General features: G+C 70.7%; 15 protein-coding genes, 2 tRNA genes and 1 pseudogene. 2 read left to right on the forward strand and 16 right to left on the reverse strand.

Annotated features, from left to right (window positions below; all coding sequences use genetic code 11):
• Positions 1-18 precede the first annotated feature (18 nt).
• The 6 genes from MKP15_RS10355 to MKP15_RS10380 all read right to left on the reverse strand — a co-directional run bounded on the left by MKP15_RS10355 (position 19) and on the right by MKP15_RS10380 (position 4636).
• Positions 19-1233 carry an MFS transporter gene (locus MKP15_RS10355; RefSeq protein WP_240212652.1) on the reverse strand — a complete coding sequence of 405 codons (1215 nt, stop codon included), beginning with the start codon at positions 1231-1233 and terminating at the stop codon, positions 19-21.
• 154 nt (positions 1234-1387) lie between these two features.
• Positions 1388-1464, reverse strand: a tRNA-Pro gene (locus tag MKP15_RS10360).
• Positions 1465-1627: 163 nt separating this feature from the next.
• A tRNA-Pro gene (locus MKP15_RS10365) sits at positions 1628-1704 on the reverse strand.
• Positions 1705-1764: 60 nt separating this feature from the next.
• Positions 1765-1875: a cytochrome bd-I oxidase subunit CydX gene (gene cydX, locus MKP15_RS10370; protein ID WP_104938631.1), complete on the reverse strand. Its 111-nt coding sequence runs from the start codon at positions 1873-1875 to the stop codon at positions 1765-1767.
• A 25-nt stretch (positions 1876-1900) separates the two neighbouring features.
• Entirely contained in the window at positions 1901-3052 is a 1152-nt protein-coding gene (gene cydB / locus MKP15_RS10375; RefSeq protein WP_161614791.1) for a cytochrome d ubiquinol oxidase subunit II, read from the reverse strand.
• Positions 3053-3067: 15 nt separating this feature from the next.
• A complete protein-coding gene (locus MKP15_RS10380; RefSeq protein ID WP_240212653.1) occupies positions 3068-4636 on the reverse strand; it encodes a cytochrome ubiquinol oxidase subunit I in 1569 nt (522 codons plus the stop codon).
• A gap of 186 nt (positions 4637-4822) precedes the next feature.
• On the opposite strand from MKP15_RS10380, the gene cydD reads away from it, so the two are divergent.
• Together cydD and cydC are read left to right on the forward strand one after the other, a co-directional pair.
• Positions 4823-6538 (forward strand): thiol reductant ABC exporter subunit CydD, encoded by a 1716-nt coding sequence (gene cydD / locus MKP15_RS10385; RefSeq protein WP_240212654.1) that lies wholly within the window; start codon positions 4823-4825, stop codon positions 6536-6538.
• Entirely contained in the window at positions 6535-8223 is a 1689-nt protein-coding gene (gene cydC / locus MKP15_RS10390) for a thiol reductant ABC exporter subunit CydC (RefSeq protein ID WP_240212655.1), read from the forward strand. Before cydD ends, cydC begins: the two co-directional genes overlap by 4 nt.
• 150 nt (positions 8224-8373) lie before the next feature.
• Here cydC and MKP15_RS10395 read toward each other — a convergent pair whose 3' ends face one another.
• The 10 genes and pseudogenes from MKP15_RS10395 to MKP15_RS10445 form a co-directional block, all read right to left on the reverse strand.
• Positions 8374-9279 (reverse strand): DNA ligase, encoded by a 906-nt coding sequence (locus MKP15_RS10395; protein ID WP_240212656.1) that lies wholly within the window; start codon positions 9277-9279, stop codon positions 8374-8376.
• A gap of 107 nt (positions 9280-9386) precedes the next feature.
• The gene (locus MKP15_RS10400; RefSeq protein WP_240212657.1) at positions 9387-10508 is read right to left on the reverse strand and encodes a homoserine O-acetyltransferase; all 1122 of its coding nucleotides are present in this window, start codon (positions 10506-10508) and stop codon (positions 9387-9389) included.
• A gap of 188 nt (positions 10509-10696) precedes the next feature.
• Entirely contained in the window at positions 10697-11404 is a 708-nt protein-coding gene (locus MKP15_RS10405) for a class I SAM-dependent methyltransferase (RefSeq protein ID WP_104938636.1), read from the reverse strand.
• Between the two features lie 22 nt (positions 11405-11426).
• The gene (locus tag MKP15_RS10410) at positions 11427-12440 is read right to left on the reverse strand and encodes a tetratricopeptide repeat protein (protein ID WP_240212658.1); all 1014 of its coding nucleotides are present in this window, start codon (positions 12438-12440) and stop codon (positions 11427-11429) included.
• On the reverse strand, positions 12434-12886 hold the full coding sequence (locus MKP15_RS10415; protein WP_240212659.1) for a cytochrome c-type biogenesis protein: 453 nt from the start codon (positions 12884-12886) through the stop codon (positions 12434-12436). Before MKP15_RS10415 ends, MKP15_RS10410 begins: the two co-directional genes overlap by 7 nt.
• Positions 12883-13485, reverse strand: coding sequence for a DsbE family thiol:disulfide interchange protein (locus MKP15_RS10420; RefSeq protein WP_240212660.1), 603 nt, complete (start codon positions 13483-13485; stop codon positions 12883-12885). The genes MKP15_RS10415 and MKP15_RS10420 overlap by 4 nt, the downstream gene beginning before the upstream one ends.
• On the reverse strand, positions 13485-15413 hold the full coding sequence (locus MKP15_RS10425) for a heme lyase CcmF/NrfE family subunit (protein WP_240212661.1): 1929 nt from the start codon (positions 15411-15413) through the stop codon (positions 13485-13487). Before MKP15_RS10425 ends, MKP15_RS10420 begins: the two co-directional genes overlap by 1 nt.
• Positions 15414-15881 (reverse strand): cytochrome c maturation protein CcmE, encoded by a 468-nt coding sequence (gene ccmE / locus MKP15_RS10430; RefSeq protein ID WP_240212662.1) that lies wholly within the window; start codon positions 15879-15881, stop codon positions 15414-15416.
• Positions 15878-15994, reverse strand: a pseudogene (locus MKP15_RS10435) (hypothetical protein); the annotation flags it as partial. The gene ccmE and the pseudogene MKP15_RS10435, both read right to left, overlap by 4 nt.
• 59 nt (positions 15995-16053) lie before the next feature.
• Positions 16054-16806: a heme ABC transporter permease gene (locus tag MKP15_RS10445; RefSeq protein WP_240212663.1), complete on the reverse strand. Its 753-nt coding sequence runs from the start codon at positions 16804-16806 to the stop codon at positions 16054-16056.
• Positions 16807-16934: the final 128 nt, after the last annotated feature.

The raw sequence follows: 16934 nt of genomic DNA on the forward strand, positions 1-16934 counted from the left end.
TGTTCCCCCAACCGGTTCCTAGCTCCAATGGTCCTCGAGCTGCTGTGGCTTGCACGCGAACCATGCCGCGACCAGCAGCACCAGTGAACACAGCATCAGGAAGGCGAACGACCCGGCCCAGCCGCCGCTGAGGCCATGCAGCCAGCCGAACAGCAGTGGCCCGAGGCAGGCCAGGCTGTAGCCCACGCCCTGCATGAAGCCCGACAACGCGGCCGAGCCGGCGGGGGTGCGCGTGCGCAGGTTGATCAGGGTCAGCCCCAGCGGGAACGTCGACGGGCCCAGTCCGGCGATCACCACCCACAGCCACGGTGCCTGCATTGGCGCCCACAGCAGGCCGGCGAAGGCGACGGCATTGAGGCCGACCACCAGCATCGCGATCGGGAACGGATTGCGCATGCGCACCGCCAGCGCCGGCACCAGCAGCGACGGCAGCAGGCCGATGGCCGAATACAGCGCGACCATGACCCCGCCAAAGGCCTCGCTCGCGCCGGCCTCGACCATCACCTTGGGCAGCCAGGTGAACAGCGAATAGGTGCCCAGCGACGTCATGCCGAACATCAGTGCCATGCCCCAGCCCAGCGGGGTCTTCCACACCCGCCCCGGCGCGTGCGCCACGGCGGCGTCCGCGGTGTGCCGGGGCCGCGGCGTGCGCCGCGCCAGCAACACCCAGGGCAACAGCGCGGCCAGCGACAGCAGCGACCACATGCCCAGCGAGACGCGCCAGTCGAAACGGTCGGCCACCGGCACCGCGAGCAGTGCGGGGACCATCGTGCCGGCCTGCAGCACGGTGATGTAGAGCGTGCTCAAGGTGCCGACGCGGTCGGCGAAGTAACGCTTGACCAGCGGCGGCACCACCACGTTGCCGATGCCCATGCCGGCCAGTGCCACCGCCGAGCCGGCCAGCAACATGCCGACGCCGCCGGCGCTGGCGCGCAGCAGCAGGCCGGCGGTGGCCAGCAGCATGGTCAGTACCGCGGTGCGTTCCAGTCCGATCCGGCGGATCAGGCGCGGCGTGCCCAGGGCGAACGCGGCGAACGCGGCCGTGGGCATCATGCCGAGCACCCCGGTCATGGTGCTGCCGAAATCGAACAGGTGGCCCAGGCGGTCCAGCAGTGGCGTCAGCGAAGTGACCGCGCTGCGCAGGTTGGCCGCCACCAGGATGATGGCGGCGAAGGCGAGCAGGCGGCCCTTCAGCAGCGAAGGCCGTGGTGCCGTGGACGTGGGATTGGACATTGCGTGGCTCCGGCGCGGACAGGACGCGACCGCGCGGTCCGCGGAATGACGAAAGGAACCGCCGGGAGTGATTCCCGGCGTCGCCGCGCGATGGCGCGGCGGGTTCGCAAGGGCGAAAAGACGAAAGCCGGCACAAGGCCGGCTTCTGTCGAACTGGTCGGGGAGACAGGATTCGAACCTGCGACCTCTACGTCCCGAACGTAGCGCTCTACCAGACTGAGCTACACCCCGAAGGAGCCGCCTATGATAGCGGCGAGGCAGGGTGCGTGCAACTGTTTTCATTGCCGCCGCGGGGCTGTCGCCAGGCGTCCGGCACCGTGCCCGGCGGCGGTGCTTGGCCCACGAAAAAGCCCGGCCGACGTTGCCGTCGGCCGGGCTTGCGTGTTTCGACCTTTGGTCGGGGAGACAGGATTCGAACCTGCGACCTCTACGTCCCGAACGTAGCGCTCTACCAGACTGAGCTACACCCCGCGAAGGAGGCGGAAAGATACTCCCCGGCACGCATTCTTGCAATACCGCGGGCGTGTTTTCCTATCGCTTTTCTTCGATCCTGCGCTGTTCGCGGGCTTCGAACCACATGCCGTTGAGGATGGCGGCGGTGGAGGCCAGGCCGACGCCGAGAATCCAGGCGAAATACCACATGGGGGAACTCCTTGGTGTGTCGTTGTCAGTAGGCGTTGGGGTTGTCGCCCATTTCCTGCAGCGTGGTCTTGCCCTTGAGCACGCGGTACACCCAGATGGTGTAGGCGATGACGATGGGCAGCAGCAGCACCGTGGCCAGCAGCATGATCCACAGGGTCAGGTGGCTGGACGAGGCATCCCAGGCAACCAGGCTGGAGCCGGGCTGGCTGGAGGACGGCAGCAGGAACGGGAAGGCCGCGAAGCCCACGGTGAGGATGATGCCGGCGATCGACGTACCCGAGGCGATGAACGCAAGTCCACCGCGACGCCTGCGCAGCAACACCGCCGCGGCGAGCGCGCCGAGCAGGCCGGCCGCCGGCGCCAGCAGCGTGGCCGGCATGCTGGAGTAATTGTGCAGCCAGCCACCGGCGGCGGTGATCTCCACGCTCTTGAGCAGCGGGTTGCTGGCGCCGTCGGTGACCAGCGGCGAGGTGATCGCATAGCCGGGCAGGCCCAGCGCCACCCACGCGCCGCCGGCGGCGAACAGCGCGAAGCTGACCAACGCGGCGATGCTGCCCAGGCGCGCGGAGCGTTCGGCCACCGGGCCGTCGGTCTTGAGCACCAGCATCGACGCGCCGTGGGCGACCAGCATGGCCACGCTGAGCAGGCCGGCCAGCAGTGCGAACGGGGTCAGCAGGCCGAAGAAGCTGCCGGTGTAGAACACGCGCTGGCTGTCGTCGAAGTGGAACGGCACGCCGAGCAGCACGTTGCCCACGGCCACGCCCATGATCAGCGCCGGCACGAAGCCGCCGATGAACAGCGCGCGGTCCCAGTTGTCGCGCCATGCCTGGCTCTGCAGCTTGCCGCGGTACTTGAAGCCGACCGGGCGCAGGATCAGCGCGAACAGGATCACGAACATCGCCAGGTAGAAGCCGGAGAAGCTGACCGCGTACAGCGGCGGCCACGCGGCGAAGATCGCGCCGCCGCCCAGGATCAGCCACACCTGGTTGCCTTCCCATACCGGGCCCACCGTGTTGATCACCAGCCGGCGTTCCTCGTCGGTCCTGGCCACGAACGGCAGCAGCGTGCCCACGCCCAGGTCGAAACCGTCCATCACCGCGAAACCGACCAGCAGCACGCCCAGCAGCAGCCACCAGATCACGCGCAGCGTGGTGTAGTCCAGAAGAATGAAATCCATGAGTGTGCTCCTGCCTCAGGCCTGGCCGGCGGCATGGTGGGAAACGGACGGCTGCGGCGCGGGCAGGGCGTCGCCCGGGCCCTTGCGGATGGCCTTCAGCATCAGCTTGATCTCGATGATCATCAGTACCGTGTACAGGGCCACGAACCCGGCCAGGGTCAGCACGATCTGGTGCAGGGCCAGGCCCGAGGCGGCGTAGAAGGTGGGCAGCACGCCTTCCACCGCCCACGGCTGGCGCCCGTACTCGGCGATGAACCAGCCGCATTCGATCGCGATCCACGGCGCCGGCAACGTCCACAGCGCGGTCTTCAGGAAGGTGCGCTTGTCCTGGAAGTTGTGGCGGCAGGAGTAGTAGAACGCCACCGCGAAGAAGGCGATCAGGTAGAAGCCCAGGCCGGCCATCACCCGGAACGTCCAGAACAGCGGCAGGACCCGCGGCACGGTATCCATGGCCGCCTGCGAGATTTCCTGCGGCGTGGCGTTGAGGATGTCGTCGCGGTAGCGCTTGAGCAGCAGGCCATGGCCCAGGTCCTGCCAGTGCCGGTCGAACATTTCCCGCGCCTCGCGGTCGTTCTTGTTGGCGCGGATGCGTTCCAGCGCGCCGTAGGCCAGCTGGCCGCCGCGGATGCGGTGTTCGGCGCGCTCGACCAGCTCCAGGATGCCGGGGATCGGCTGGTCCAGCGAGCGGGTGGCGATCAGCCCCATCAGGTAGGGAATCTTGATCGCGTAGTCGTTCTGGTGGGTCTGCTGGTTGGGAATGCCGAAGGCGGTGAAGTCGGCCGGGGCGCGCTCGGTCTCCCACATCGCCTCGATGGCGGCCAGCTTCATCTTCTGGTGCTCGTTGGCGGCATAGCCGCTCTCGTCGCCAAGCACCACCACCGACAGCGAGGACAGCAGGCCGAACGCGGCGGCCACCGCGAACGAGCGGCGGGCGACGTCATGGTGGCGGTTGCGCAGCAGGTAGAAGGCGCTGATCGACATGACGAACACCGCGCCGGTGACATAGCCGGCCGACACCGTGTGCACGAACTTGGCCTGCGCCACCGGGTTGAACAGCACCGCCATGAAGTCCACGACTTCCATGCGCATGGTTTCGGGGTTGAACACCGCCCCGACCGGGTTCTGCATCCAGCCGTTGGCGATCAGGATCCACAGCGCCGACAGGTTGGTGCCCAGTGCCATCAGCCAGGTCACGGTCAGGTGCTGGACCCTGCTCAGGCGACCCCAGCCGAAGAAGAACAGGCCGATGAAGGTGGCTTCCAGGAAGAACGCCATCAACCCTTCGATGGCCAGCGGCGCACCGAAGATGTCGCCCACGTAATGGCTGTAGTAGGACCAGTTCATGCCGAACTGGAACTCCATCACGATGCCGGTACCCACGCCCATGGCGAAGTTGATGCCGAACAGCACGCCCCAGAACAGCGTCATCCGGCGCCAGACGTCCTTGCCGGTCATGACATAGACGCTTTCCATGATCGCGATCAGGAACGAAAGCCCCAGCGTGAGCGGGACGAAGAGGAAGTGGTACATCGCGGTGAGCGCGAACTGCAGCCGCGACAGTTCTACGACGGTCGTATCGATCATGGCCTGGCTACCTTGCGGATTGCGTGCATCATGGGGGAGTGAAGGGGGAGTGGTCGTGAATTTTCAATAATGAATGGTGATCCCGCCCTTGACCTGGATCAATGCGACATGGCGTCGCAGCGGTGAACGTGCCGCGCGCGCGGATGCGATCATGCACGTTCCGGCGAATCGATTCCCTCCTGCAGGTTGCCCGTCTTGAGTGAAGTTTCCCCCCCGGCCGACGCCGCCCGCCAACGGCGCCGCCGGCACCAGCAATGGCTGACCGCGCTGGCCGGTGCGGCGCGCGGGCAGCAGCGGGTCGCGGCGCTGGCCGCCTGCCTGTCCGGCGCCCTGCTGGTGGCGCAGGCCGGGGCGATCGCCTGGCTGATCCAGGCCGTGCTGGTCGAACACCGTCCGCTGGCATCGCTTGCGCAGGTGTTCGCCGCGCTGGCGCTGGTCCTGCTGCTGCGCAGCGCGCTGGGCGGGCTGGCGCAGAAAGCGGCCGGCGAAGTGGCCGACGCCGCGCGGCTGGCGTTGCGCGAGCAGGTCTACCGGCGCCTGCTCGGCCGCGGGCCGCTGTGGCTGCGGCGCCAGCGCAGCGGCGAGCTGGGCGAGCTGCTGCTCGCCCATGGCGATGCCATCGAGGGCTACTACGCCGGGTTCCAGCCGGTCCGGGCCGAAGTGATGGTGGTGCCGCTGCTGATCGTGGCGGCCGTGGCCTGGGTCGACTGGACGGTGGCGCTGATCCTGCTGTGCACCGGGCCGTTGGTGCCGGTGTTCATGATGCTGGTGGGGCTGGGCGCCGAAGCCGCCGGCCGCGAGCAGTTGCAGGAGCTGGCGCGCATGGGCGGGCACTTCGCCGACCGCATCAAGGGGCTTGGCCTGTTGCGCCTGTATGGGCGCGGCGAGGACGAGCTGGCCGGCATCGCCACCGCGGCCGAGGGCGTGCGCGTGCGCACGATGAAGGTGCTGCGCATCGCTTTCCTGTCCTCCACCGTGCTCGAGTTCTTCGCCTCGGTGAGCGTGGCGATGGTGGCGCTGTACCTGGGGCTGAGCTACCTGGGGATGCTGTCGCTGCATGCCACGGTGCCGACGCTGGGCGCGGGCGTGTTCTGCCTGCTGCTGGCGCCGGAGTTCTATGCGCCGCTGCGGCGGTTGGCCGCGCATTACCATGACCGCGCCAACGCGCTGGCGGCCGCTAGCGAGGTCGAGCGCCTGCTCGACGGCGGCGACCCGACGGCGGCGGATGCCAGCGTGCCCGCGCCGCCCGCGCGGGTGCCGGAACCGGCGCAGGCGCGGGCGCCGCTGCTGGTCGCGTCGTCGCTGGTGCTGCGTCCCATCGGCGCGGGTCATGACGTGGTGGCGGATTTCTCGCTGGACATCGATGGCGGGCAGCGCCTGGCCCTGGTCGGGCCCAGCGGCAGCGGCAAGAGCACCGTGCTGGAGGCGCTGGCGGGCTGGCTGCCGCCGCGGGGGGGGCGCATCGTGCTGCGTGACGGCGCGCGCGTGGGTTACGCCGGGCAGCGCCCGTACTTGTTCCACGGTTCCATCGCCGACAACCTGCGCCTGGCCGACCCGGGCGCCAGCGACGCGCGGCTGCGCGCGGTGGCCGAGGCCGCGCAGGTGATGCGCTTCGCCGCACAGTTGCCGCAGGGGCTGGATACGGTGATCGGCGAGCGCGGTTTCGGCCTGTCCGGCGGCGAGGCCCGCCGCATCGGGCTGGCGCGGCTGCTGCTGCGTGATCCCGACCTGCTGCTGCTCGACGAGCCCACCGCTTTCCTGGATCCGCGGACCGAGGCCGACCTGCTGCAGTCGCTGGCCTGCTTCACCCGTGGCCGTGCGGTGCTGATGGCCACCCACAGCGCAGCGGCGATGCAATGGGCCGATCGGGTGGTACGGCTGGATGAGGCGGTGCGCGCATGAGCGGCGGCGATTCCCTGCGCGCGGTGTTCGCCCGGCATCGCGGCCGCCTGTTGCTGGCGGTGATGCTGCTGCTGGTGACGATGCTGGCCGGCGTCGGCCTGCTGGGGCTGTCCGGCGGGTTCCTGACCGCCGCGGCGCTGGCCGGGGCGCTGGGCGCCGGCGCCACCTTCAACTTCTTCTCGCCGTCGGCGGGGATTCGCGCATTGACCTTCGTGCGCATCGTCTCGCGTTACTTCGAGAAGCTGGTCGGCCACGACGCGACCCTGCGCATCGCCCGCGACCTGCGGGTCTGGTTCTTCCGGCGCGCGTTGCCGCTGGCGCCGGCGCGCCTGGGGGGCACGCGCACCGGCGAACTGCTGGCGCGGTTGATGTCCGACATCGGCGAAGTGGATGGCCTGCTGGTGCGGGCGGTGGGGCCGCTGCTGGCGCTGGCCGGCATCGCGCTGGCCTGCATCGCCGTGGCCGCCAGCATCCATTGGCCCGCGGCCGCGCTGTTGCTGCTGCTGTCGCTGCTGGTCGGCATCGGCGTGCCGTTGCTGGCCGTGCGCCGCGGCGATGCCGGTGAGGCCGCGCGCGCGCGGCATCGTGCGCGGCTGCGTACGCTCGCCTACGAAGGCCTGGAGGGCGCGGCCGACCTTGCCGCGCTGGAGGCGCGCGACGCCTGGTGCGCGCGCGTCGACGCCGCCGCGCGCCAGCTTGGCGGCGACGACCACCGCCGCCGCGGCCGGCTGATCGCCGGCAACATGCTGCACTCGGCCTGCGCCGGGCTGGGCCTGCTGGCGATGCTGTGGCTGGCGCTTTCCGCCTTCCAGGACGGCAAGGTGACGGCGCCGCTGGCCGCCACGCTGGTGTTCCTGACCGTGGCACTGCTGGAAGTCGCCGCCGGCTGCGGGCTGGCCTGGCAGGCGCTGCAGTCGGCGCGCGTATCGGCCGGACGGCTGCAGGCCATCGTCGACCAGCCGTCCTCGGTATCCGACCCGGCGCGGCCGCGCCCGCTGCCGGCACCGCCGGCCACGCTGTCGTTCGAGCAGGTGGTGTTCGCCTGGCCTGGCGAGTCCCGGCGCCTGCTCGATGGCATCGACCTGCAACTGCGGCCCGGCGAACGCATCGCCATCGGTGGTGACAGCGGTTGCGGCAAGACCACGTTGTCGGCGCTGTTGCTGCGCCTGTGGGATCCGCAGGCGGGCGCGGTGCGCTGGGGCGGGGTCGACCTGCGCGACGTCGCCCAGGCCGATTGGCATCGGCATGTCGCCTGGCTGCCGCAGGGCGCGCCGGTGTTCGCCGGCAGCATCGCCGACAACCTGCGGCTGGGCCAGCCGCTGGCCGACGACGCACGGCTGTGGGCGGTGCTCGAACAGGTACGGCTGGGCGACTGGGCGCGCCGCCAGGGCGGGTTGGCGGCGTGGGTCGGCGAGAACGGCGCCACCCTGTCCGCGGGCCAGGCGCGGCGCCTGGCGTTGGCGCGTGCGCTGCTGCGCGACGCGCCGTTGATGGTGCTGGACGAGCCGACCGAAGGCCTGGACGTGGATACCGCCGACGCGCTGCTGGTCGACATGGCGGCCGCCCTGGGCCCGCGCAGCCTGCTGATGATCACCCACGGGTATCTGCCCGATGGGGTAGTGCACCGCCAGTACCGGTTGCAGCGCGGGCGCCTGTTGCCCGTGGACGGCGGGGCGCAGGGCTGAGGCCGGCGCAGGGATCGCGCCGGCCAGTACCGCCGGCGCGCCGCGGCGCGCGCGCGATATCTCGCTCCGGGGCATGCCGTGGCGGTCTTGCGCGGCACGCAGCGCGGGGGTGATGACCGGTGCTCTGCGCATGCGGGGACCTGGCTGTGGTCATCGATAGCGCGTGCCGTCGACCGTCGGCGGCGGGAGTGGCGGCCGCCGGTCGTGGGGCGCGGTGCTGGCGGCGGCGGGTTCGCGTACGCGCAGGAAGCGCGCGAAGCGCGGCAGGCCGTTGCGGGTCAAGCCGTTGTAGCGGTAGGTGACCAGGCTGCCGATCGCCGGCGGCGCCATGCGCTGGGCATCCTTGAAGCCGCTGCCGATGCGGAAGCGGGCGCCATCGGCGCGCTCCACCAGCAGCGCGCCGAGCAGACCGGCGTACTTGCCCTTGCCGGGCAGGTGCGCGACCACCCGCGCGTCGGCGTCGTTCCAGGATTTGAGCTTGAGCAGGCCGCTACTGCGGCCGGCGATGTAGTGGTTGTCCTGGTGATGCAGCATCAGCCCTTCGCCGCCGGCCGCCACGATGGCGGTCAGATGGCGATGCAGCGTGCCGGTATCGGCGATGCGCTGTTGCGGAACCAGCGCCAGGGTCGGCGAGGCGGCCTTTTCGACGAGCACGCGCAGCGCCGCCAGGCGCTGGCTGAAGGTGCCGCCGTGCCCGGGCAGGTCGAAGACCATCAGCCGCAGGCTTCGCCAGTCATCCGCGTCGGGCGGATAGCGGCGCACGCTGCTGCTGGCGTGTTCGAAGCGGCCGCGCCCTGCCCACAACTCGCCGTCCAGGGGCTGCGGCGGCCAGCCGCGGGTGAATCCGTCGGGGGCGTCGATGCGGTGGCCGGCGCGGGTCCACAACGCGTGCCCGTCCCAGCGCGCGCGGACACCGTCGAGCTTCTCGCTGACCCAGTAGCGGGAGACGTCCGGCCCGTCGCGCCACTGGCTGGCCAGCATCGGTGAAGGCACCGCCGCTGCCTCGGTGCGGGGCAGCAGCAACAGGTACAGCAGCAGGGTCCACAGGCGGCGCATGCTGGCTCCAGGAATGACTGGAGTAACAGCGTGCGCGCGGCGCAGGGGATGGTTCGATCGGGCGCGGCGCCGGCAGGGTGTAGGGACCTGCCACGCCGCAGCGTGGGTCAGGAACCGCGCAGGGTGTCCAGGAAACCGCGCACGGCTGGGCCGTAGCGGTCGTAGTCCACCAGGAACGCATCATGGCCCTGCGGCGAGTCCATGCCGATGAACTGGGCGTCGGCGCCACCGGCGCGCAGGCCGTCGGCGATCTGCTGCTGCTGCTCGACCGGAAACAGGATGTCGGTGTTGGCGCCGATGGCCAGTGCGCGCTGCACGTGGATCTTCGCCAGCCCGGCCATGACGTCGCCGGCGCCGTACTCGGCCAGGTCGAACCAGTCCATCGCGCGGCCCAGGTACAGGTAGCAGTTGGGGTCGAAACGGCGCACGAAGCGGCGCGCGTGGCCTTCGAGGTAGCTTTCCACCTGGAACTCGAGGCCGAACGGATCGTCGTCGCCCTGCTCCGAATCCAGCCGCACCCGGCCGAAACGCCCGTCCCATTCCAGCGCCGAGCGATAGGTGATGACGCCCAGCTTGCGCGCCATGCGCATGCCCGATTCCGGGTAATGGGCGTCGTCGTAATCGCCGCCGTTCCAGGCCGGGTCCAGGCGGATGGCCTCGCGCTGCAGCGAGCGGATCGCGATGGAGAAGGGCAGCGCCTGCGCGCTGCCGGAAATGTTGATATGGGTGCGGGCGATGCCCGGATGCTGCAGCAACAGCGCCAGCGCGGTCATGCCGCCCATCGAGTTGCCGACCAGGCAGGCCAGCTGTTGGATCCCGAGCGCGCGCACCACCTCGGCCGCGGCGTTGGCGATGTCCTCCACCGACAACTCCGGGAACGACAGCCGGTAGGGCCGGCCGGTCGCCGGGTCCAGCGACGCCGGGCCGGTGGAGCCCTTGCAGCTGCCCAGCGAGTTGACGCAGACCACGAACCAGCGCTCGGTATCGATCGGCTTGCCGGGGCCGAGCATGGGCTCCCACCAGCCGGGCGCGGGGTTGCCGGGATGGCTGGCGGCGTGGGCATCGGGCGACAGCCCGGTGACGATCAGGATGGCGTTGCCGGCATCGGCGGCCAGCGTGCCCCAGGTTTCGTAGGCGATGCGCGCGCCGTGCAACTGGCCGCCGCGCTTCATCGGGAACGGCGAGGCCAGAGCGTGGAAGCGGCTGCCTTCGGGGATGAACTCGGTCATCGGCCGATTCTACCGGCCGTGCGCCGATACGGGGATGGCACGCGATGCCCCGGCGTTATCAGGGCATGCGCCGTGGTTACCACGGCCGTGGGCAATGCCGCCGCTGCAACCGCCACGGGGCGGGGCCAGCAGCCGGATCGACAGGGGGCGCCGCGGGGCGTCGGCTGCCGGGGCGGGCCAGGCCGGGCTCAGCGGCCGTGATCGTCGCGCCTGGACAGCCAGCCGTGGATCAGCCCGGCCTGGAAGAACCGCACCGGGGGCTGGAAACCACCCGCGGCGATGAGCGCGGCGATCTGCTCCGGCGGCAGTATCCCGACGTCCCGGGCATAGGCATCGCGCATGCGTTGCATGGCGTCGGCGGAAACCTCGGCCGCGGCCATCATGTTCATCCATGCGCGCAGGAGCACGTCGTAGGCGGGCGACTGCACGTCCGCGGCCAGGTCGGAGCTGGCGAGGATTGCACCTGGCGCGAGCCGGTGCGCGATTTCCCGGAAGAAGCCGGTGCGGACCGTCGTATCGAGAATGAACTGGGAGACCAGGAAGCAGGTGGCCGCGTCGAAGCGGCCGCTGTCGGGCAGTGATTCCAGGTAGCCTTCATGGAAGTGGCAGCGCGCCGACAGGTTCTCCCTCGCGGCGGCCTGGCGGCACAGGGCGAGCATCGCGCCGGACGGTTCCACCGCGGTGAACTGCCAGCCGGGGTGGTTGCGGGCCAAATGCAGCAGTTCCGCGCCGGTACCGGCCCCGACACAGAGGATGCGGGCATCCGCGGGCAGGGCGGCGAAGGCCGAATCCAGCAGCAGGTGCAGGCAATCGCGGATCGGGTGGGTCCTGGCCCACTGCGCGTCGTAGCCGGCTGCCTGCTGGTCGAACAGTCGCGTGATCTCGTCCTGGTTCACGGCCTGCGCGCCTGCGGCCGGGTCACGGTTGGCCGAGCGTGATCCGCAGCGGTTCGCTCGCGGGCAGGGCGACCTTGACCGGTAGCGACTCCACGTCACCGTCCTGGCGCATCGCGGTGCCGCTGGCGGACAGCCGCGCGAACACCTCGACCTCGCCCAGCGCGGAAAGCTTCTGCGTGGGCATCGGGCTGTCGGCGTCGTCCAGGGTGACGGTGAGCGGCCCGGTCTGCGCCGGATGCCGCTCGACCGCGACCGGCATCGGCGGGCCACCGGGGACCCGGGCGATGACGAACACGGTGTCCTTGCCGGTGGCGGCGCGGGCCTGCAGCGACGGCGACAGCGTGACCTCGACGGTGATCGCATGGGCGCCGGCGGCACCGCTGGCCGCGGCGGGCGTGGACGGCGGCATGCCGGCGTCGGCGCGGGCGGCGTCGATCTGTTCGCGCAACGCGGCGGCGGCGTTGGGATCCAGCCGCGGCAGCAGGCTTTCCCAGGTGCGCACGGCGGCTTCGTTGTCGCCACGCTGGCGCTGCACGATGCCGGTGAGCCAGAGCGCGCGCTGGTTGTCCGGCGCCACCTTGCGGGCACGTTGCAGCCATGCCACGCCGGTGTCGTCGAACAGCATCTTCGGATGCGCGCGGGCGCGCGCCTGCGCGGCTTCGACCAGCAGTTCCGGCTGGTCGGGATCCAGCTTCAACGCGCGCTCGAACGAGGCGGCGGCCTCGGCCACGCGCCCGAGTTCGAGCTCCGAACGTGCCAGCAGGACCCAGCCTTCGGCGCGCTCGGGGTGCGCTTCCAGCACCGTGCGCAACTGGGCGACCGCCTGCTCGAGGGTCTGCGGTGGCGCGGTATCCGGCGCCTGCAGCGCCGCCGGCGTGCCCAGCCACAGGTACAGGCCCACGGTGGCCACCGCCATGGCGCCGGCCAGGGTGCCCCAGATCGCGCGCTTGCCGGCGCGCAGCAGCGGCCACAGCATGGCGCCGCCGGCGACGGCGGCCAGCAGTGCGGCCAGCGACAGAAATACCGCTTTCACCATTCGCGTTCGTCCTGGTTCGCATCGTCGGCCGCGGGCGCGGGCAGGGCGCGGCCGCGCCGCTTCACATGCGCGTAGAGCAGCCCCGCGCCAGCCAGCAGCAACACGCCCGGGCCCAGCCACAACAGCAGGGTGCTGCCTTCCATGCGCGGGCGATAGAGCACGAATTCGCCGTAGCGTTCGACCAGGAACTGCTTGATCTGCGCATCGCTGCGGCCTTCGCGCATCAGGTTCAGTACTTCGCGGCGCAGGTCGTGGGCGATCTGCGCGTTGGAGTCGGCCAGCGACTGGTTCTGGCACTGCACGCAGCGCAGCTCGGCGGCCAGCGCGTGGAAGCGCGCCTCCTCGGCGCGGTCACGGTACTGCAGCGGGGCCGGGTCGCCCATCGGCTGCGCCATCGCCAGCCACGGCAGGCACAGCGCCAGCAGCATGGCCAGCAGCCGCGTCATCGCGCGCGCTTCCCGCCAGCCCCGGCCTCGATCTTCTCCAGCGCCGGGATCAGCTGCCGGTCGAGTACGTCCTGGGTGATGGCGCCGCTGTACTTCCAGCGCACGATGCCGCTGCCGTCCACCAGGAAGGTTTCCGGCGCGGCGGCGATGCCCCAGTCCAGCGCGGTGCGGCCTTCCTCGTCGGCCAACACCACCATGTACGGGTTGCCCAGCTGCTCCAGCCAGCGCAGGGCGTCGGCGGGTGCGTCCTTCCAGTTGTAGCCGATCACGCGCACGCGCTTGGTCTCGGCGAAGCGGGTGAGGATCGGGTGTTCGTCACGGCAGGTCGGGCACCAGCTGCCCCACACGTTGAGCAGGTACGGCGCGCCACGCAGGTCGTGGCCGCTGACCTTGACGGTCGGGTCGTGCAGCACCGGCAGCGAGAAATCCGGTGCCGGCTTGCCGATCAGCGCCGACGGCAGGGTGTCGCGGTCGGGCCGGTCGGAACGGCTGACGCCATAGAGCATCAACCCGACCAGGCCGAGGAAGAACAGCGCGCCGATGATCAGCGCGACCGGCGGCAGGCGGTGGGGATTCGGATTGGAAGGCGTGTCGGACATCAGGGTTTCTCGGGCAGCCGGCGGAAGCGGCGGTCGACGGCGGTGACGAAGCCGCCCAGGGCCATCAGCAGCGCGCCCAGCCAGATCCAGCGGACGAAGGGCTTGACCTGCACGCGGACCGCCCAGGCACCATCGCCCAGCGACTCGCCGAGCGCAACATACACATCGCCGCCCAGCGCCGGATGGATGCCGGCCTCGGTCATCGGCATGCCGCCGCTGGCGTACATGCGTTTTTCCGGGTGCAGCAGCGCGACCTCGCGGTCGCCGCGGAACACACGCACGTGGCCGCGGTCGGAGTGGTAATTGGGGCCGTCGCTGGCATCCACGCCCTCGAATGCCAGGCGGTAGCCGCCGGCCTCGACCGTGCCGCCCGGCGCCAGCGCCACCTCATGCTGGATGCTCAGCGCCTCCACCAGCAGCGCGCCGACCAGGAACACGGCGATGCCGGCATGGGCGATCAGCATGCCCCAGGTTTCGGCGTTGGGGCGTCCGCCACCGCGCAGGCGCTGCCACAGCACGTACCCGGTGCCGGCCGCCACCCACGCCGCGGCGGCGATACCGGCGGCGGTCTTGAGCTTGCCCTGCGGTGCCATGAACCAGCCCACCACGCCCAGCAGCAGCGCCAGCACCGCCCAGGGCGCCAGCAGCGCAAGCGGCCGCAGCCCCTGCTCGCGCTGCCAGCGGGTCAGCGGGCCGAACGGCAGCAGCAGCACCAGCGGCGCCATCAGCAGCAGGAACAGCGTGCCGAAGTAGGGCGGTCCCACCGAGACCTTGCCCAGGTCCAGCGCGTCGGCCAGCAACGGATACAGCGTGCCCAGCAGCACCATGGCGCAGGCGCAGCTGAGCAGCAGGTTGTTGGCCAGCAGCAGGCCTTCGCGCGAATTGAGCGCGTAGGCGCGGCGCGGATCGGCCGGCCCGCCCATGGCCGGGGCCCGCAGCGCGTAGAGCAGCAGCGCGCCGCCGATCACCAGCGCCAGGAACACCAGGATGAACAGGCCGCGCGCGGGGTCGGCGGCGAACGAGTGCACGCTGGTGAGCACGCCCGAACGCACCAGGAAGGTGCCGAGCAGCGACAGTGCGAACGCGGTGATGGCCAGCAGCAGGGTCCAGCCGATGAACACGCCGCGCTTTTCCGTGGCGGCCTGCGAATGCAGCAGCGCCGCGCCGGCCAGCCAGGGCATGAAGCTGGCGTTCTCCACCGGGTCCCAGAACCACCAGCCGCCCCAGCCCAGTTCGTAGTACGCCCACCAGCTGCCCAGGGCGATGCCCAGGGTGAGGAAGGCCCAGGCCACGTTGGTCCACGGCCGGGTCCAGCGCAGCCAGCGCACGTCGATGTGGCCATCGAGCAGGGCGGCGACGGCGAAGGCGAACGGTACCGCGAACCCGACATAGCCCAGGTAGAGCATCGGCGGGTGGATGATCAGGCCGGGGTCCTGCAGCAGCGGGTTCAGGTCGCGGCCCTCGACCGGCGCCGGCAGCAGCCGCTCGAACGGGTTGGAGGTGAACAGCAGGAAGGCCAGGAAGCCCACGCTGATCAGGCCCATCACCGCCAGCACCCGCGCCATCACCACCGGCGGCAGGCGCCGCGAGAACCCGGCCACCGCCGCGGTCCACAGCGCCAGCACCAGGGTCCACAGCAGCAGCGAGCCCTCGTGCGCGCCCCACACCGCCGAATAACGGTAGATCACCGGCAGCAGCGAATTGGAGTTCTCGGCCACGTAGCGCAGCGAGAAATCCTGGCGCACGAAGGCCAGGGTCAGCACCACGAACGCGCCCAGCACCGCGGTCAGCTGCAGCAGGGCGGCGGGGCGGGCGATGGCGACGAACGGGGCGATGCCGCGCTGCGCGCCGACCAGTGGCAGGACGCTCTGCAGCAGTGCCGCCAGCAGCGCGAGGATCAGCAGGACCTGTCCGATCTCGGCGAGCACTCAGCGCGACTCCGCCGGAGTGGCCGTGGCCGGGACCTGGTGCTTGTCATGGGCCACGCCCATCTTGTCGGCCAGTTCCTTGGGCATGTAGGTCTCGTCGTGCTTGGCCAGGACCTCCTCGGCCACGAACACGCCGCCAGCCATGCGCCCGGTGGCGACCACCGCCTGGCCCTCGCGGAACAGGTCCGGCAGGATCTTGTCGTAGGTCACCGGCAGCTGCGCGTCGCCGTCGGTCACCTCGAAGCGCGCCAGCAGTGCGCCCGGGGCGCGCTGGAACGAGCCCTTGGCGACCATGCCGCCGAGCCGGAAGCGGGCGTCGGGCACAACCTTGCCGGCCTTCACTTCGGCCGGGGTGTACAGGTAAGCGATATTGCGCTGCAGGGCGGTGGCCACCAGCGCGGCGGCGATGCCGGCCACGGCAAGCACCAGCAGCACCAGCAGCAGGCGGCGGCGTTGGACCGGACTCATCGGCTCAGTTCCTGGTCGCCGGGCGCGGCGGCCGCGGCAGTGCGGCTGGCGCGCGCCAGGCGGTTGCGTACCTCGCGCAGTTGCCGCCGCACCTGCAGGCGCGGGATGGCGAAGTCCCAGGCCAGCACCACGAAGAACACCGCGTAGGCCAAGGCGACGTACTGGAAATAGGTCATGTCAGTTTCTCCACGCGCTCGCGTACCCAGGCCTTGCCGGCCTCGCGGCGCAGGTTGTCGGCACGGGCGCGGGCAAGCAGCGAGCCGGCGAACCAGAACTTGGTGGCCAGCACCATCAGCCACAGCGGCAGGATCATGCTGCCGTCCATGCTGGATTCGCCGAACATGCGGATGGTCTGGCCCTGGTGCAGCGAGTTCCACCACACCACCGAATAGCGGATGACCGGCAGCAGCACCACGCCGACGATGGACAGCAGCCCGGCGGCGCGCGCGGCGGTGCGGCGGTCGTCGATGGCGCCGTACAGGCCCATCACCCCCAGGTACAGGAACAGCAGGATCAGCTCGGTGGTCAGGCGCGGGTCCCAGTCCCACCAGGTGCCCCACATCGGCTTGCCCCAGATGCTGCCGGTGAGCAGGGTGATGAGGGTGAAGGCGGCGCCGATCGGCGCGCAGGCCATGGCCAGGATCTCGCACAGCTTGACCCGCCAGACCAGGGCGATGGTGCTGTAGAGCGCCATCAGCCCGAACACGAACAGGCTCATCCAGGCCGAGGGCACGTGGATATAGAGGATGCGGAAGCTGTCGCCCTGCTGGTAGTCGGCCGGCACCACCGCCAGCGCCTGCCACAGGCCGAAGGCGAACAACGGCAGCGAGGCCACGTAACACCATGGCGACCAACGGGCGGCGAAAGCGTCGAAATAGGCAGGGGACCCCAGCCGATGGAACCAACCTGGCAAACCTTTGAACATCCGCTCGCTCGTCGAGGAAAACGATGGCGGGGTGGACCCCATCCACCCCGTTGCCGGGCACCGCGAAGCACGTGCGCCCGGCGGCTCGTGAAGATTAGCCCAAGACGGCGCGGTTGGCACGGCCAGCC

The organism is Stenotrophomonas sp. Y6 (assembly GCF_022436665.1).
In the GTDB taxonomy this organism is placed as follows: domain Bacteria; phylum Pseudomonadota; class Gammaproteobacteria; order Xanthomonadales; family Xanthomonadaceae; genus Stenotrophomonas; species Stenotrophomonas acidaminiphila_A.

Bases quoted from the DNA above. Each gene is read 5' to 3' on its own strand.
- MKP15_RS10380 (WP_240212653.1), bottom strand. From the start codon at position 4,636: ATGATCGATACGACCGTCGTAGAACTGTCGCGGCTGCAGTTCGCGCTC.
- cydX (WP_104938631.1), bottom strand. From the start codon at position 1,875: ATGTGGTATTTCGCCTGGATTCTCGGCGTCGGCCTGGCCTCCACCGCC.
- cydB (WP_161614791.1), bottom strand. From the start codon at position 3,052: ATGGATTTCATTCTTCTGGACTACACCACGCTGCGCGTGATCTGGTGG.
- MKP15_RS10395 (WP_240212656.1), bottom strand. From the start codon at position 9,279: ATGCGCCGCCTGTGGACCCTGCTGCTGTACCTGTTGCTGCTGCCCCGC.
- cydC (WP_240212655.1), top strand. From the start codon at position 6,535: ATGAGCGGCGGCGATTCCCTGCGCGCGGTGTTCGCCCGGCATCGCGGC.
- MKP15_RS10400 (WP_240212657.1), bottom strand. From the start codon at position 10,508: ATGACCGAGTTCATCCCCGAAGGCAGCCGCTTCCACGCTCTGGCCTCG.
- MKP15_RS10420 (WP_240212660.1), bottom strand. From the start codon at position 13,485: ATGTCCGACACGCCTTCCAATCCGAATCCCCACCGCCTGCCGCCGGTC.
- MKP15_RS10445 (WP_240212663.1), bottom strand. From the start codon at position 16,806: ATGTTCAAAGGTTTGCCAGGTTGGTTCCATCGGCTGGGGTCCCCTGCC.
- MKP15_RS10415 (WP_240212659.1), bottom strand. From the start codon at position 12,886: ATGACGCGGCTGCTGGCCATGCTGCTGGCGCTGTGCCTGCCGTGGCTG.
- MKP15_RS10355 (WP_240212652.1), bottom strand. From the start codon at position 1,233: ATGTCCAATCCCACGTCCACGGCACCACGGCCTTCGCTGCTGAAGGGC.
- ccmE (WP_240212662.1), bottom strand. From the start codon at position 15,881: ATGAGTCCGGTCCAACGCCGCCGCCTGCTGCTGGTGCTGCTGGTGCTT.
- MKP15_RS10410 (WP_240212658.1), bottom strand. From the start codon at position 12,440: ATGGTGAAAGCGGTATTTCTGTCGCTGGCCGCACTGCTGGCCGCCGTC.